Below are 14,049 nucleotides of genomic sequence, written 5' to 3'. Positions count from 1 at the left end.
CGCCCCAAAGGGTCCGCGGGGAGGCGTAAGGGTGCCTGGTGGCCCTCCCGGTCTTCAAAACCGAGGTGTCCGAGCAACTCGGGCAGGTGGGTTCGATTCCCATCCGTCTCCGCCAAACCCCGCGTCTTCGCCGAACGCAGCGTCCCCGCCGCACGCCGCGCCGCGTCATCGCGCGTCCCGGTCGTCGGCCGGGCAGCGGCGCAGCGCGCCGTCCACGCGGACGGTGTGGCCGTGCCGGTCCAGGTACTCCAGCAGCGGGATGGCGACCCGGCGCGTGGTGTCCAGGGCCCGGCAGGCCTGGCTCGCGGTGAACGGCTGCTCCAGCCGGGCGAGCACCGCCGCGGCCTGCGCGTCCGCTCCCGGGAGCAGCACGATGCCGTTGCCGATCCGCAGGAGTGCCCCCGCGGCTTCGGCTGCCGCCAGCAGTTTGGGTGTGAGGCCCAGTTCGTGCAGGCGATCGGCCTGCGGGGCATGGAACGGCGCGCGGGCGAGGCCCGTGCGTACGGCTTCCACGGCGGCCTCGGCCCGGGGCGGGAGCGTGGGGCCGGCGTGGCTGCCGTAGAGCCTGCCCTCGCTCTGCCGCAGCCCGGGCGTCTGTGCCAGCAGCGCGTCGACGAGGCCGCGTTCCGGCAGTCCGAGTGCCTGACGGGCCGCTTCCAGGGGCATGCCGGGCTCCAGGGGGTGGCGGGCGGCGTGCTCCTCGACCACGTCGCCGAGGCGCTCGCGCAGGGCCGCCCAGTGGGCCGGGTCCGCCAGCCACTCCCCCGCGACCGGTTCGGCGGGCGGCCGTACGCCCATGGCGAGCAGCTCCGAGCGGCGGATCAGGCCGCGGCGGCGCAGTTCCACGGACCCGTCGGCGCGTTCCGGCGTCAGGCTCAGCTCGCGGTCCCGGGCCGCCGCCGCGCCGCGCCGGGTCAGCCGCGGGGGGCGGACGTCGAGCACGGTGATCCCGGCCGGAACGCGGTGCCGGCCGGGATCGCGCAGCAGCGCGGTGTCGCCGACGCGCAGCGGGAGGGGCGCGGACAGCCGCAGGCGCGCGGTGTCCTCGCCGAGCGGGCGCACCGTCACCGCGGCCGCCGCCGATCCCGCGTGCAGCGTGAGCTCGCGCGGCAGATCAGGGGCCGGGTCGCCCCGCAGCCTTACGTCCACGGTGTCGGTGGTCAGCCAGCGGTCCGGGGTGAGCAGCGCGTCGCCTCGGCACAGGCTCGCGGCGCCCGGCCCGGTCACGTTGACCGCCACCCGGGCGACCGCTTCGGCCTCCTGCCGTGACTCCTTGAGGCATTCGAGACCGCGCACCCGCAACACCGTACCGTCACGGGCGAGTTGGAGCCGGGCACCGACGCGCAGGGTGCCCGCGCCCAGGGTGCCGGTGACGACCGTGCCGTGGCCGCGCACCGTGAACGCGCGGTCCACCCACAGCCGCACGTCCGCGTCAGGGTCCGGGGCGGGCAGTTCGCCGGTGAGCCGGACCAGCGCCGTACGCAACGCGTCGAGGCCTTCGCCGGTCACCGCGCTGACGGCCACGCTCGGCGGTTTGCCGAGGGAGGACTCGGCGATCCGGTCGAGTGCCTGCGCGCGTGCCTCGTCCGGGTCGGCGAGGTCGCAGCGGGTGACGGCGAGGACGCCGTGCCGCACTCCGAGCGCGTCGAGGACGGACAGGTGCTCCTCGGACTGCGGTTGCCAGCCCTGGTCGGCGGCGACGACGAAGAGGACGGCGGGTACCGGGCCGACCCCGGCCAGCATGTTGCCCACGAGGCGTTCGTGTCCCGGTACGTCCACGAAGGCGAGGTCTCCCGCCTCGGGCAGCCGCGTCCACACGAAGCCCAGGTCGAGCGTCATGCCCCGGCGCCGCTCCTCCGCCCAGCGGTCGGGCTCCATGCCGGTCAGGGCGCGCAGCAGCGCGGACTTGCCGTGGTCGACGTGTCCCGCGGTGGCGATGACGTGCATGGTCAGCTCCCCGTTCCCGGCCCGGCCGGATCCCGTGCTGGTACGGCCCGCTCCCGCGGCGGTACGACCCGGCTCACCGCCTCCGCCAGTAGCGGGTCGGCGTCCACCGGGACCGCCCGCAGGTCGAGCAGGCAGCGGCCGTCCTCGACGCGGGCCAGCACGGCGGGGTCCGCGCCGCGCAGCAGGGCCGCGTACGCGGCGGGCAGGGAGACCGCGGCGCTCGGCAGGGTCACCCCCGGCGCTCCGCCGCCTCCGACGACCGACTCGGTGTCGACGGCACGGCTGTCGAGCCCGTCCGCCCGCAGCTTCTCGGCGAGCCGTTCGGCGCGCTGTCTCAGCTCCGCGGCGTCGGCGTGGAGGGCGGTGCGGGTCGGGGGGACGGGGCCGCGCACGGTCGCCTCCAGGGCCGCGAGGGTCAGCTTGTCCACGCGCAGCGCGCGGGCCAGCGGGTGCCGGGCCAGCCGCCGTACCAGCTCGGCGTCGCCCAGCACGAGCCCGCACTGCGGTCCGCCGAGCAGTTTGTCGCCGCTGGCGGTGACCAGGGACGCCCCGGCGCGCAGCCGGCTCGTCGCGTCGGGCTCCGCGGGCAGCGCGGGCTCCGGGGTGAGCAGCCCCGAGCCGATGTCCGCGACCACGGGCACGCCGAGCGGGGCCAGTTCGCTCACGGACGCCTCCCGGGTGAAGCCGGTGACGCGGAAGTTGGAGGGGTGGACCTTCAGGATGAAGCCGGTGTCCGGGCCCACGGCCGCGGCGTAGTCGGCGGGGGTGGTGCGGTTGGTGGTGCCGACCTCGCGCAGCCGGGCGCCGGTGGAGACCAGCAGGTCGGGCAGGCGGAATCCGTCCCCGATCTCCACCATCTCGCCGCGGCTGACGATGATCTCCCGCCCCTGGGCGAGCGCGGTGGCGGCCAGGACGAGCGCCGCCGCGCCGTTGTTGACCACGTGGGCGGCCTCGGCGGCCGGCACGGCACGCAGCAGCGCGTCGAGCGTGGAACGGCCCCGCCGGGAACGGGCTCCGGTGGCGAGGTCGAGTTCCACGTCCGTGGTGCCGGCGGCGGCCAGCACGGCGTCGCGGGCCGCCGCCGAGAGCGGGGCCCGGCCGAGGTTGGTGTGGAGCAGCACTCCGGTGGCGTTGATGACCGGGCGCAGGGCCGACGCGGTGGCCGGCAGCGCGGCGACGGCACGGTCGGCGATCTCGGCGACGGGCACCTCGCCGGCGCGGGCCCGTGCCTGCACCCGGGCAACCACGTCCTTGACGAGGTCCCGTCCCAGCCGGTGGGCCGCCGCGTCGAGCCGGGGGTCGGCCAGGAGCACGTCGGTGCGTGGCAGCCGCCGCCGCTCGTCGACGGGCGAGGCGGCGTCCGCGGCGGAGATGTGGTCGCGGTCCATCTCGGGCACCCTCGTTCCGGCCTTGTCGGCTGAAGCCCCTGCCAGGCTAGGACGGCCGGCGCCCGCCGTCACCCGCGCCACACCGAGAACGGCCCGCGGAGGGCGGCCTGACAGGCCTGGTTCCGCGGGCCGTGAAGGGGTCGTACGTCAGCCGTGCGCGCGCCGGAGCGAGGTCACTGTTCCGCCTGCTCTCCCCGCTCCGCGTGTCCCTCCTGCGCCGCGCGCTCGGCCTGTGCTCGCTCCTCCTGCTCCCTGCGGCGGGCGTCGAGGCGTTCACGCTGTGGCTTGACCACGTAGATCGGGTCCTTCGTGGACTCCACGCCCGCCTCGAAGGTGCCGAAGCGCTGGAATCCGCTGCCCACGAGGAGGGCCACGCCGCCGAGCGCGGCGACGACCCGGCTGCGCCGGGCGAAGGTGAGCGCGGTGAGCGCGCCGCCGATGGTGAAGTACTCGGACAGCTTGCGCAGGTGGTGCGGCTCGCCGTGGGTGTACGTCGAGAGCTCGAACTCCGGCTTGTGGTCGATGCGCAGGGCCGCCGCGATCTCGATCGCGGCGCCGACGACGGCCAGCCGGCGGGCCGGGCCCGCCTCCGACACCGGCGAGAAGATCATCGCCAGGCCCGCGCCGCTGGCGGCGGCGGAGCCGGTGAAGACGAACGGCAGCTCGCGGTAGGCCTCGTGCCAGGCGGGCACGGCGGTGTCGGCGAGAAGGACGGCGGTGTACGAGGCGAGCGCGGGGCCGACGACGGCCGCGGAGATGCCGCTCACCCGGGCCACCCACTTGAGGGTGGTGCCGAGGGCGCCCCGGGTGCGCCAGGACTTCGGCAGGAGTTCGACGATGCCGGCCAGGGAACTGCCCGGGCCGAAGGACATCAGGATCCAGGTGCCCATCGACATCGGGGAGGTCGGCTTCGCCACGCGCATCATGTGGTGGAAGCGCAACGGCCGGCCGAGGTCGCCGATGAGGAGGTAGCTGCTGGCGAGCAGCGCGCCGAAGCTGCCGATGCGGCAGGACCGGCACATGGCGGGGCGGTCGGTCAGGTCGGCGCCCACCGACAGCATGATGGTGGCCGCGGAGAGTCCGCCGGTGAGGAGGTAGGCGGGGACCATCCACTCCCAGACCGGCGGCTTGAGGACGGGGCGCCCGTAGTACGACTTGAAGTCGGCGTCCGGGACCATCAGCTCCTCGCCGCCGTGCCCCTTACGGCCTTTGCGGCCCTTGTGGCCCTTGCCGTGCGCGGAGAACGTGGCCGTGGGGTCGGCGTCCCCCGGCCCGTGGTGCGGCTCGCCGTGCGCGCCGTCGCCCTTGGTCATCGACGTACTCCCTTGAAGAACACGGCGGCGGTCGCCGCCACCATGAGCGCACCGGCCGCGCCGGCGTGCTTCCACATGGACACCACGTCCCGGGTGGTGACGATCGGGTCGGGCGGCAGTCCGTAGACCTCGGGCTCGTCGAGGAGCAGGAAGAAGGCGCCGTCGCCGCCGACGCCGTCCTCGGGGTCACGGCCGTACAGCTGGGCCGAGTCGAAGCCCGCCTCGTGCATCTGCTCCAGGCGGAGGTCCGCCCGCTCCCGCAGTTCGTCGAGCACGCCGAACTGGATGGAGTCGGTCGGGCAGGCCTTGGCGCAGGCCGGCTCCAGGCCGCCCTTGAGCCGGTCGTAGCACAGGGTGCACTTCCAGGCCCTGCCGTCGTCGGGGCGCCGGTCGATGACGCCGTAGGGGCAGGCGGAGACGCAGTAGCCGCAGCCGTTGCAGATGTCGGGCTGGACGACGACGGTGCCGAACTCGGTGCGGAAGAGCGCGCCGGTGGGGCAGACGTCGAGGCAGCCGGCGTGGGTGCAGTGCTTGCACACGTCGGAGGACATCAGCCAGCGGAAGTCCTGGCGGGTCTCCGCGCCGCTCCCGGCGCCGGGCAGGTCGAAGCTGGGGAAGCCCAGGTCCACCGGCTCGGTGCCCAGTTCGCCGCCGGCCCGGTGGCCCTTGCTGATCGCCCCGGCGACCGTCTGCGCCGCCGTTCCGGCGCCGGAGGGCCCGGTGGGCAGGCCTTCCAGACCGGCGTCCTGGCTGCCCAGTTTCAGGTCCTGCTCGATGAAGGCGACGTGCCGCCAACTGCTGGCGCCGAGCGATCCGGTGTTGTCGTAGGACATGCCCAGGAGCTGGAAGCCGTCCGCCGGTACGCCGTTCCACTCCTTGCAGGCCACCTCGCAGGCCTTGCAGCCGATGCAGATGGAGGTGTCGGTGAAGAACCCCATCCGCGGCGGGTGGTCCTCGGGGTAGCCGGCGTCACCGGCCGGGTCGTCCAGCGGGCCGAAGAGACTGTTGTCGTTCGTCTCCGTCTCTTCGGTCTTCTCTGTCTTCGCTGTCTTCTCTGTGGTCATGAGGAGTCCTCCGGCCCGTCCGGGGCGGCCGGGTGGCCGGTGCCCCGGGGATGCACGTCGGTTCCCAGCGGTGGCACGTCGGGATCTTCGACCGTCAGCTCGTGGGTTCCGGTGTCCAGGGTGATGCCGGCGCGGCGCCGGTACTCGTCGACGTACGCCAGGAGTTCGGGACCGCGGGGGCGACGGCCGGGCTGGATGTCGCAGGTGATCACCTTGCTCTCCTGGATCAGCACGTTGGAGTCGAGCACCAGGCCGATCAGGTCGTTGGTCACGTCGCCCGTGGTGATCCCGAGGTTGCCCCAGTGGATGGGCATCCAGAGCTGGTGCACCGTGCGGCCCTCCAGGTTCAGTGGCGCCAGCCGGTCGGTGACGACCACCTTGGCCTCCACCGCGGTCCGGCTGGTGATCACATGCGCCCAGTCCATGTGGTGCAGGCCCCGCTCGGCGGCGAGCTCCGGGGAGACCTCCACGGTCAGACCGGGCTGCAGCTCCGAGAGGTAGGGCAGGGTGCGGCTCATCGCGCCGGCCGTGTGGTGCTCGGTGTAGCGGGACGCGGTGAACACGTACGGGAAGGTGTCGCCGAGGGGCTGGGGCGGCGAGGGGTTGTACGGGTTGTAGGACCGCTTGTAGATCGTCCGGGTCGGGTTGGACTGCTGCCCGTACAGGGCGTTGCGGACCGGCGACTCCTCCGGTTCGTAGTGGGTGGGCAGGGGCCCGTCGACGAGGCCGGTCGGCGTGAACAGCGCCGCCTTTCCGTCGCCCATCATGATGAACGCGTCGTCGCCCGCCAGCGCTGCCGGGCCGTGCGCGTCCGGCGCCGGCTGGAAGTCCGGCGGCTTGTGCCGCTGGAAGTCGACGATGTCGTCGCCGGCCCACACGCCGTTCTCCTCGTCCCACCACATGAGGGCCTTGCGCTCGCTCCACGGCCTGCCCTGGGGGTCGGCGGAGGCGCGGTTGTAGAGGATCCTCCGGTTCAGCGGCCACACGAAGGCCCACTCGCCGTCCGAGATCGGGTGCTCGAAGCGGGAGTTGCGGCGCCTGGCGAGGTTGTGCTCGTCCGCGTAGACGCCGGTGTAGATCCAGCAGCCGCACGCGGTGGTGCCGTCGTTCTTGAGGTCCTCGTAGCTGCTCACCGTGCGTCCGGTGGTCAGGTCGATGCCGTTGATGTGGCGCAGGACGTCCGCGGCCGAGGGCTCGTCGCCGTGCTCCATCTCGTAGTCCCAGAACATGTCGAGGATCGGACGGTCGCGCTCGTCCGTGGAGTTCGCCAGTTTCTCGCGGACGATCCGGCCCAGGTGGTAGAAGAACCACAGGTCGGAGCGGCGGTCGTCGATGGGTTCGACGGCCACGTCGCGCCACTGCACCATGCGCTGGGTCTGGGTGAAGGTGCCGCACTTCTCCACGTGGGAGGCGGCGGGGAAGAAGAACACCTCGGTGGGGCAGGTCTCGGTGGAGATCTCGCCCCGCTCGATCTCCGGGGAGTCCTTCCAGACGGTCGCGCTCTCGATCATGGCGAGGTCGCGGACGACCAGCCACTCCAGCTTGGAGATGGCGAGCCGCTGCAGCTGTCCGTGCGCGGAGCCGACCGCGGGGTTCTGGCCCATCAGGAAGTAGCCGTAGACCTTGCCCGCGAGCATGTCCATGGCGGTGGCGTAGGTCGCGTGGTCGCCGTCGATGCGTGGCAGGTAGTCGTAGCAGAAGTCGTTCTCCGCGGTGGCCACGTCGCCCCAGTACTCCTTGAGCAGGGAGACCATGTAGGCGTCGGCGTTCCACCAGTAGCCCTTGCGGTAGACGTGGCGCACGTCGTCCACGAACTTTTCCAGGGTGTGGTGGGTGACGTTGGGCATCGGCATGTAGCCGGGGAGCAGGTTGTACAGGGTCGGGATGTCGGTCGAACCCTGGATGCTCGCGTGGCCGCGCAGGGCGAAGACGCCGCTGCCGGGGCGCCCGAGGTTGCCGGTCAGCATCTGGACGATGGAACCGGCCCGGATGTACTGCGCGCCGACGGTGTGCTGCGTCCAGCCCACGCTGTAGACGAGCGCGGTGGTGCGCTCGCGGCCCGAGTTCTCGGTCCAGGCGCGGCACACGTCGAGGAACTGCTGCTGGGTGATGCCGCAGACCTTCTCGACCATCTCCGGCGTGTACCGGGAGTAGTGCCGCTTGAGGATCTGGAGCACGCAGCGCGGATGCGTCATGGTGGGATCGGTCGCGATCTTGCCGACCGGTCCGGGGGGCGCTTCGTGACCGCCGCGCGCCTGCGCGGGCGTCGCGGAGATGAGGGTGCTGCCCTGGCGTCCGTCGGTGCCCTTCTCCACGGTCTCGTACGCCCAGCTGGTGCTGTCGTAGCTGCCGGTCTCGGGGTCGTAGCCGCTGAACAGGCCGTCCAGGTCCTCGGTGTCCCTGTAGTCCTCGTTCACCATGAACGTGGCGTTGGTGTACGCCTTCACGTACTCCTCGAACTGCAGGTTGTTGGAGAGGATGTAGTTGACCACTCCGCCGAGGAAGGCGATGTCGCTGCCCACCCTGATCCGCACGTGCTGGCTGGAGTGCGCGCTGGTGCGGGTGAAGCGGGGGTCGATGTGGATGATCTTCGTCCCCTGCACCTTGGCCTCGGTGACCCACTGGAAGGCCACCGGATGGGCTTCGGCCATGTTCGAGCCCATGATGATGATGCAGTCGGAGTTGGTGAGGTCCTCCGGGTAGTTGGTAGCGCCGCCACGACCGACCGAGGTTCCCAGACCGGGAACGGTGGCGGAGTGTCAAATACGCGCCTGGTTCTCGATCTGGATGGCGCCTAGGGCGGTGAACAACTTCTTGATGAGGTAGTTCTCCTCGTTGTCCAGCGCCGCGCCGCCGAGACCCGCGAAGCCGAGGGTGCGTCGGAGCACCCTGCCCTGTTCGTCGGTGTCCTGCCAGCCCCGGCGCCGGGCGTCGAGCACCCGGTCGGCCACCATGTCCATGGCCGTGTCCATGTCCATGCGCTGCCACTCGGTGGCGAACGGAGGACGGTAGAGGACGTGGTTCTCCCGCTGCGGTCCGGTGACGAGCTGCTTGCTGCAGGACCCCTTGGGGCACAGGCGGCCGCGATTGACCGGGCTGTTCGGGTTGCCCTCGATCTGGATGACCTTCTCGTCCTTCACGAAGACGTTCTGCGAGCAGCCGACGGCGCAGTAGGGGCAGACCGAGTGTGCGACCCGGTCCGCCTCCTCGGTGCGCGGCCGCAGCGTCCTCGACCGCTTCGACTGCACGGCCAGGCCGCGGCCCAGCCAGTCGGCACCGGTGACCTGCCGGTAGATCGGCCACATCTCCAGCAGCCGCTTCACACCAGTTTTCACGCCCATCCGCCCGCTCCTTCGCGCAAGGGCCCCCACCTTCACCCGACGCTACCGGCCCGCAGACGCACCGCAACTCGAGGCAGACGCAGCGCAAATCAGAGGGTCGCGGACCAGTAGCCGGCCCCGTGACCGACCTCGTGGCCGGACGCACGGCCCGGCCCGTGGCCGGCCCCGTGGCCGTCGGCCCCCGCCGGGGCGAGCGCGTGCACGGCGTCGATCAGCGCCCCGGCCGCCCTGTCGACGTCCGCCGGGGTCGTCCAGCGCCCGAGCGACAGCCGTACGGCGGCCAGCGCCCGGGTGTCGTCCAGGCCCATCGCGCTCAGCACGGGCGAGGGCGTGGTGGCCCCGCTGTGGCAGGCCGAGCCGGTGGAGGCCGCGAGGGCCGGCGCGGCGGCCAGCAGGCCGTGCCCCGTGGTGCCGTCGATGCTGATGTTGAGGGTGTTGGGCAGACGGCGGCGGTCGCATCCGTTGAGGTGGACCCGCCCGGGAAACTCCTGGGCGAGCCTTCGGTGCAGGCGGTCGCGCAGTTCCCCGACCTGCCGCGCGCCGCCGTCCGCGAGCTCCTCGGCGGCGAGTGCGGCGGCGGTGCCCAGCGCCACGGCGAGGGCGACGCTCTCGGTGCCGGCGCGGAGCCCGCGCTCCTGGCCACCGCCGTACACCAGGGGTTCCAGGCGGACGCCGGTCCGGACGAGGAGGGCGGCGACGCCCTTCGGGGCGTACATCTTGTGGCCCACCAGGGTCAGCAGGTCCGCGCCGAGCGCACGCGCGTCCACCGGGACCTTGCCGGCCGCCTGGGCCGCGTCGCAGTGGAAGAGCGCGCCGTGGTCGTGGGCGAGGCGGGCCAGATCGGCGACCGGCTGCAGCGTGCCGGTCTCGTTGTTGGCGGCCATGACGGAGACCACGGCCGTACGGTCGTCCAGCGCCTCGACCAGGTCGGCGGGATCGACCAGGCCCCGCTCGTCGACCGGCAGGTACGTCACCTCCGCCCCGTGCAGGCGGTGCAGCGCGCGGCATGTCTCCAGCACGGCCGGGTGCTCGGTGACCTGTGTGATCACCCGTCGTCTGCGGTCGCCCGCGGCGAGCACGGCGCCGCGCAGCGCGAGGTTGTTCGCCTCGGAGCCGGAACCGGTGAAGACGATCTCCTCGGCGTCCGCCCCGACGAGCGCGGCGACCTGCCGGCGGGCCCGGGCCAGCGCCGCCCGGGGCCCGGTGGCGTAGGCGTGTTCACTGGACGGATTGCCGAAGCCGCTCGTCAGGAAGGGCAGCATCGCCTTCACCACCCGGGGGTCGACGGGAGTGGTGGCGTTGTGGTCCAGGTACACCGGATCGCCGTCCTGGACCGGGCTCGCCGGCATGTTCATGGGGGGCCTGCACCTTCCTTGGCGGACGGGGTCGGGGGCCGGCGCGTCAAGGGCCCACGGGCCGGGGACCCGGCGCCACCGCGCATGCGCGCCGGGCGGAACTCCGTACGCATTGTGGACGAATTGCAGCGAATTGAGCACTTATACCAGCCTTTGCGCGCCCTCGATGCGGGCGACCGCCGCAGCCGCACAACGGGCGGGACATCGGGTGGGACAACGGGCGTGACCTGGGAGCAAGGTGAGGTGGGACAAGGTCGCCGAGGCGGCGCTGCATTCGTCCGATCTTCACTCCTTTGCCGCAATGGCGCGCGCTTCTCCCGCTACGCGAATCGGAGTGCTTCACTGGATCAAAGGTGGCATTCAAGAACCAATCCAGGGGCTGAAGGTGGCATTCAAGAACTCGTTCGATTCAAAGGACGATCTCGCACAACCGTCCGTGGTGGCATCCCCGACCCTCCTGACCGACGCGCTCGACGCCGTGGTCCACGACGTCGTCGGGCCGCTCGCCGACGAGGTGGACCGCGCCGGGCGCTTCCCCAGGGAAGGAGTCCGGGCGCTGGGTGAGGCCGGGCTGCTGGGCCTGCTCAGCTCGCCGGAGAGCGGCGGGGCGGGCGCCGGACTGCGCGAGGCCGCCCAGTTGATCGAGCGGCTCGCGGGCGCGTGCGGTTCGACGGCCATGGTGCTGCTCATGCACTACTCGGCCGTGACCGTCCTCGACCGCCACGCGCCCGAGGAGGTGCGGCGTGACATCGCCGCGGGCCGGCACCTGAGCACGCTGGCGTTCTCCGAGCGCGGCTCCCGCAGCCACTTCTGGGCCCCGGTGGGCACCGCGACGCCGGACGGCCAGGACGGGGTACGCCTGGACGCCCAGAAGTCGTGGGTCACCTCGGCGGGCGAGGCCGACAGCTACGTGTGGTCGAGCAAGCCGTTGCGGACGGACGGCGTGATGTCGCTGTGGCTGGTGTCCGGTGGCGGCGCCGGACTCGAAGTGCGGGGCGACTACGACGGGTTCGGGCTGCGCGGCAACGCCTCCAGCCCCATGACCGCGAAGGCCGTCGCCGTCCCCGTGAGCGCCCTGCTGGGCACCGACGGGGCGGGTCTGACCACCGCTCTCGAAGTGGTGCTGCCGGCGTTCCTGGTGCTGAGCGCGGCGTTCTCGCTCGGCGTGACCGAGACACTGCTCGACCTCACCGCCGCCCACCTGCGGGACACCCGGCTGGAGCACCTGGACCAGACGCTGGCCCAGCAGCCGATGACGCGCAACCGCTTCGCCGAGCTCCGGCTCCGCGCCGACGCGCTGCGCGCCATGCTGCGGGACACGCTCTCCGCGATGGAGAACGGGCGCCCCGACGCCACGCTGCGGGTGCTGCAGATCAAGGCCCTCGCCGCGGAGACCGCCGCCGAGGTGGCGGACGGCGCGATGCGGCTGTGCGGCGGCTCCGCCTTCCGCCGCGACACGGGCGTGGAGCGGCGCTTCCGTGACGCGCTCGCCGCCCGCGTGATGGCCCCGACCACCGAGGCGCTGCACGACTTCTGCGGCCGCGTGCAGCTGGGCCTGCCGCTCTTCGAGGAGGCCTGATGAGGCCACTGGTCCTTGGAGCCGTCGCGTACGACCCGAAGGTCGTGACCATCTGGTCCGGCTTCCGGTCCTGGTTGCTCGCGCAGGGTCTGCCCTTCGACTTCGTGCTCTACTCCCAGTACGAGCGGCAGGCGCAGGATCTGGTCGACGGCCGGATCGACGCGGCCTGGCACTCGCCGCTGGCCTGGCTGCGCACCCGCAGGCTGGCCGAGGCGGCCGGAGTGACGGTACGGCCGCTGGTCATGCGGGACACGGACCGCGACCTGACCTCGGTGGTCGTCGTCCGGGCCGACGGCGAGGTGCGCTCGCCGGCCGACCTCAAGAACAGGACGGTGGCCGTCGGCGCCGTCGACTCGCCGCAGTCGACCCTCATCCCGCTGCAGCACCTGGCCGACCTCGGCCTGGTCGCGGGCACCGACTTCGAGGTGCGCCGGCACGACACCGGGGTGGGGCTGCACGGGGACCACATCGGCGGCGAGCGGGACGCGGCACGCGCCCTGATGGCGGGCGAAGCGGCCGCCGCGTGCATGATCGACGCGAACCACCTGCTGTTCGGGCAGGAGGGCATCCTGCCCCCGGGCGGCACCCGGCTGCTGACGCGCACGGCTCCCTACGACCACTGCGTGCTGGCGGCGGGCCCCGCCCTGGACCCCGCAGCGGGCGAGCGGCTCACCCAGTTGCTGCTCTCCATGTCGTACAGCGATCCGGAGGTCCGCCGACTGCTGGACCTGGAGGGGCTCACCCAGTGGGTGCCCGGACGGGAGACCGGCTTCGGACAGCTGACCGCGGCCGTCGACGCCACGGGTTTCTACGACGCGGGCGGCCGGATCACCGTCGAGGACTATCGGCCATGACCTCCGGCACGGCGCGGGTCGACCTCGGCGCTCTGGGCTTCGAGCAGGGCGCACACCTGCTGCTCGGCCGTGCCCTGCGGCAGACACCGTCCGGCGGCGGGGTCGAGGTGCTCGGGACGGATCCGGCGCTCCTGCCGCACCTGGCCGCCTGGTGCCGCCACGAGGGGCACCGGCTGGAGGCCGCGGACCCGTCGGCCGCGCCGGTGGTGGCGTACGTGCGGGCGGGCCCCCTCGCGGGGGCCCGTCTGCACGGCGCGGAACGTGCCGGCGGCCCGGCGGCCGCGCAGATCGCCGACCGTGCCCCGCTCCACTGGGGCCTCGCGGCGCGCGGGGCGCTGGTGGAGGCGGGCGGTCCCGAGGTTCCGTTCGCGGTGGTCGACCGGGACGTCGCGTGGACGGATCTGGCGCCGCGCCTGTACCGGCAGGCGACCGCCTCGCAGTGGGACCCGCGGGCGGCGGTGGACTGGGACGCCGACTTCACCCTGCCGGACGAGGTGGAGGCGGCCGTCGTCCAGGTCATGACGTACCTGGTGGAGAACGAGCAGGCCGCCCTGGTGATCCCCGGGCGGCTGCTGGTGCAGGTGCATCCGCACTTCCGCGAGGTGCTGCAGCTCCTCGCGGTGCAGGCCGCCGACGAGGCACGGCACGTGGAGGTCTTCACCCAGCGGGCACTGCTGCGCGACGGCGCGATGGGCACCTCCTCGGTCGGCGGCAGGGCGTCGCTCGCGACCCTGCTGACCGAACCGGACTTCTCCATCGCCTCGTTCCTGCTGTCGGTGCTGGGCGAGGGAAGCTTCCTGAACCTGCTGTCGTTCCTGGAGCGGCACGCCCCGGACCCGGTCACCCGCCGCATCAGTCATCTGGTCCGGCAGGACGAGGCACGGCATGTCGCGTTCGGGGTCGGTCACCTGGAGCACCGGGCGGGCGTCGACCCCGGGCTGCGGGGCCGGCTGCGGGCCGCGGTGGAACGGCGGCACGACGCGCTGATCGGGACGGCCGGCCTCAACCGGGACGTCTTCGACGCCCTGGTGCTGCTGGCCGCCGGATCGTGGGAGCCCGCGGCGATCGCGCGGGGCTGGCAGGCGGTACGACTGCTGCAGGCGGACATGGACGAGGGGCGCCGCCACCGGCTGTCGCGGCTGGGGTTCCCCGACGACGAGGCGGCCGAGCTCTCCGCGCTGCACACCCGCAACTTCATGTGACGCCCG

9 protein-coding genes and 1 tRNA gene are annotated in these 14,049 nt (G+C 72.9%); 4 read left to right on the top strand and 6 right to left on the bottom strand.

Going from position 1 to position 14,049, the window contains the following annotated elements:
• The first annotated feature begins 19 nt into the window (after window positions 1-19).
• Window positions 20-115: transfer RNA gene (locus OIB37_RS32515), tRNA-Sec, on the top strand.
• A gap of 50 nt (window positions 116-165) precedes the next feature.
• Here the strand turns inward: OIB37_RS32515 and selB are convergent.
• The 6 genes from selB to OIB37_RS32485 all read right to left on the bottom strand — a co-directional run bounded on the left by selB (window position 166) and on the right by OIB37_RS32485 (window position 10,408).
• Window positions 166-1,947: a selenocysteine-specific translation elongation factor gene (selB, locus tag OIB37_RS32510; protein WP_330461181.1), complete on the bottom strand. Its 1,782-nt coding sequence runs from the start codon at window positions 1,945-1,947 to the stop codon at window positions 166-168.
• 2 nt (window positions 1,948-1,949) lie between these two features.
• On the bottom strand, window positions 1,950-3,335 hold the full coding sequence (selA, locus tag OIB37_RS32505; protein WP_330461180.1) for an L-seryl-tRNA(Sec) selenium transferase: 1,386 nt from the start codon (window positions 3,333-3,335) through the stop codon (window positions 1,950-1,952).
• A gap of 173 nt (window positions 3,336-3,508) precedes the next feature.
• Entirely contained in the window at window positions 3,509-4,648 is a 1,140-nt protein-coding gene (gene nrfD / locus OIB37_RS32500; RefSeq protein ID WP_330461179.1) for an NrfD/PsrC family molybdoenzyme membrane anchor subunit, read from the bottom strand.
• Complete coding sequence (locus OIB37_RS32495; RefSeq protein ID WP_330461178.1) at window positions 4,645-5,712, bottom strand: 4Fe-4S dicluster domain-containing protein; 1,068 nt, start codon at window positions 5,710-5,712, stop codon at window positions 4,645-4,647. Before OIB37_RS32495 ends, nrfD begins: the two co-directional genes overlap by 4 nt.
• Window positions 5,709-9,053, bottom strand: coding sequence for a formate dehydrogenase (gene fdh, locus OIB37_RS32490; RefSeq protein ID WP_330461177.1), 3,345 nt, complete (start codon window positions 9,051-9,053; stop codon window positions 5,709-5,711). The genes OIB37_RS32495 and fdh overlap by 4 nt, the downstream gene beginning before the upstream one ends.
• A gap of 89 nt (window positions 9,054-9,142) precedes the next feature.
• The gene (locus OIB37_RS32485) at window positions 9,143-10,408 is read right to left on the bottom strand and encodes a cysteine desulfurase family protein (protein ID WP_330461176.1); all 1,266 of its coding nucleotides are present in this window, start codon (window positions 10,406-10,408) and stop codon (window positions 9,143-9,145) included.
• A gap of 439 nt (window positions 10,409-10,847) precedes the next feature.
• Between OIB37_RS32485 and OIB37_RS32480 the strand changes: the two genes are divergently transcribed.
• Genes OIB37_RS32480 through OIB37_RS32470 form a run of 3 tightly spaced genes read left to right on the top strand, consistent with a single transcriptional unit; the run spans window position 10,848 to window position 14,043 of the window.
• Window positions 10,848-11,987, top strand: a complete 1,140-nt coding sequence (locus OIB37_RS32480) for an acyl-CoA dehydrogenase family protein (RefSeq protein WP_330461175.1) — start codon at window positions 10,848-10,850, stop codon at window positions 11,985-11,987.
• Window positions 11,987-12,841: a phosphate/phosphite/phosphonate ABC transporter substrate-binding protein gene (locus OIB37_RS32475; RefSeq protein WP_330461174.1), complete on the top strand. Its 855-nt coding sequence runs from the start codon at window positions 11,987-11,989 to the stop codon at window positions 12,839-12,841. The genes OIB37_RS32480 and OIB37_RS32475 overlap by 1 nt, the downstream gene beginning before the upstream one ends.
• Window positions 12,838-14,043 (top strand): ferritin-like domain-containing protein, encoded by a 1,206-nt coding sequence (locus OIB37_RS32470; protein ID WP_330461173.1) that lies wholly within the window; start codon window positions 12,838-12,840, stop codon window positions 14,041-14,043. Before OIB37_RS32475 ends, OIB37_RS32470 begins: the two co-directional genes overlap by 4 nt.
• Window positions 14,044-14,049 lie beyond the last annotated feature (6 nt).

Source organism: Streptomyces sp. NBC_00820 (genome assembly GCF_036347055.1).
Taxonomy (GTDB): Bacteria; Actinomycetota; Actinomycetes; order Streptomycetales; family Streptomycetaceae; genus Streptomyces.
This window is presented reverse-complemented; position numbering and strand designations above follow the sequence as displayed.

Coding starts and splice junctions, on each gene's coding strand:
- selB (WP_330461181.1), bottom strand. CDS start 1,947: ATGCACGTCATCGCCACCGCGGGACACGTCGACCACGGCAAGTCCGCG.
- selA (WP_330461180.1), bottom strand. CDS start 3,335: ATGGACCGCGACCACATCTCCGCCGCGGACGCCGCCTCGCCCGTCGAC.
- nrfD (WP_330461179.1), bottom strand. CDS start 4,648: ATGACCAAGGGCGACGGCGCGCACGGCGAGCCGCACCACGGGCCGGGG.
- OIB37_RS32495 (WP_330461178.1), bottom strand. CDS start 5,712: ATGACCACAGAGAAGACAGCGAAGACAGAGAAGACCGAAGAGACGGAG.
- OIB37_RS32485 (WP_330461176.1), bottom strand. CDS start 10,408: ATGAACATGCCGGCGAGCCCGGTCCAGGACGGCGATCCGGTGTACCTG.
- OIB37_RS32475 (WP_330461174.1), top strand. CDS start 11,987: ATGAGGCCACTGGTCCTTGGAGCCGTCGCGTACGACCCGAAGGTCGTG.
- OIB37_RS32470 (WP_330461173.1), top strand. CDS start 12,838: ATGACCTCCGGCACGGCGCGGGTCGACCTCGGCGCTCTGGGCTTCGAG.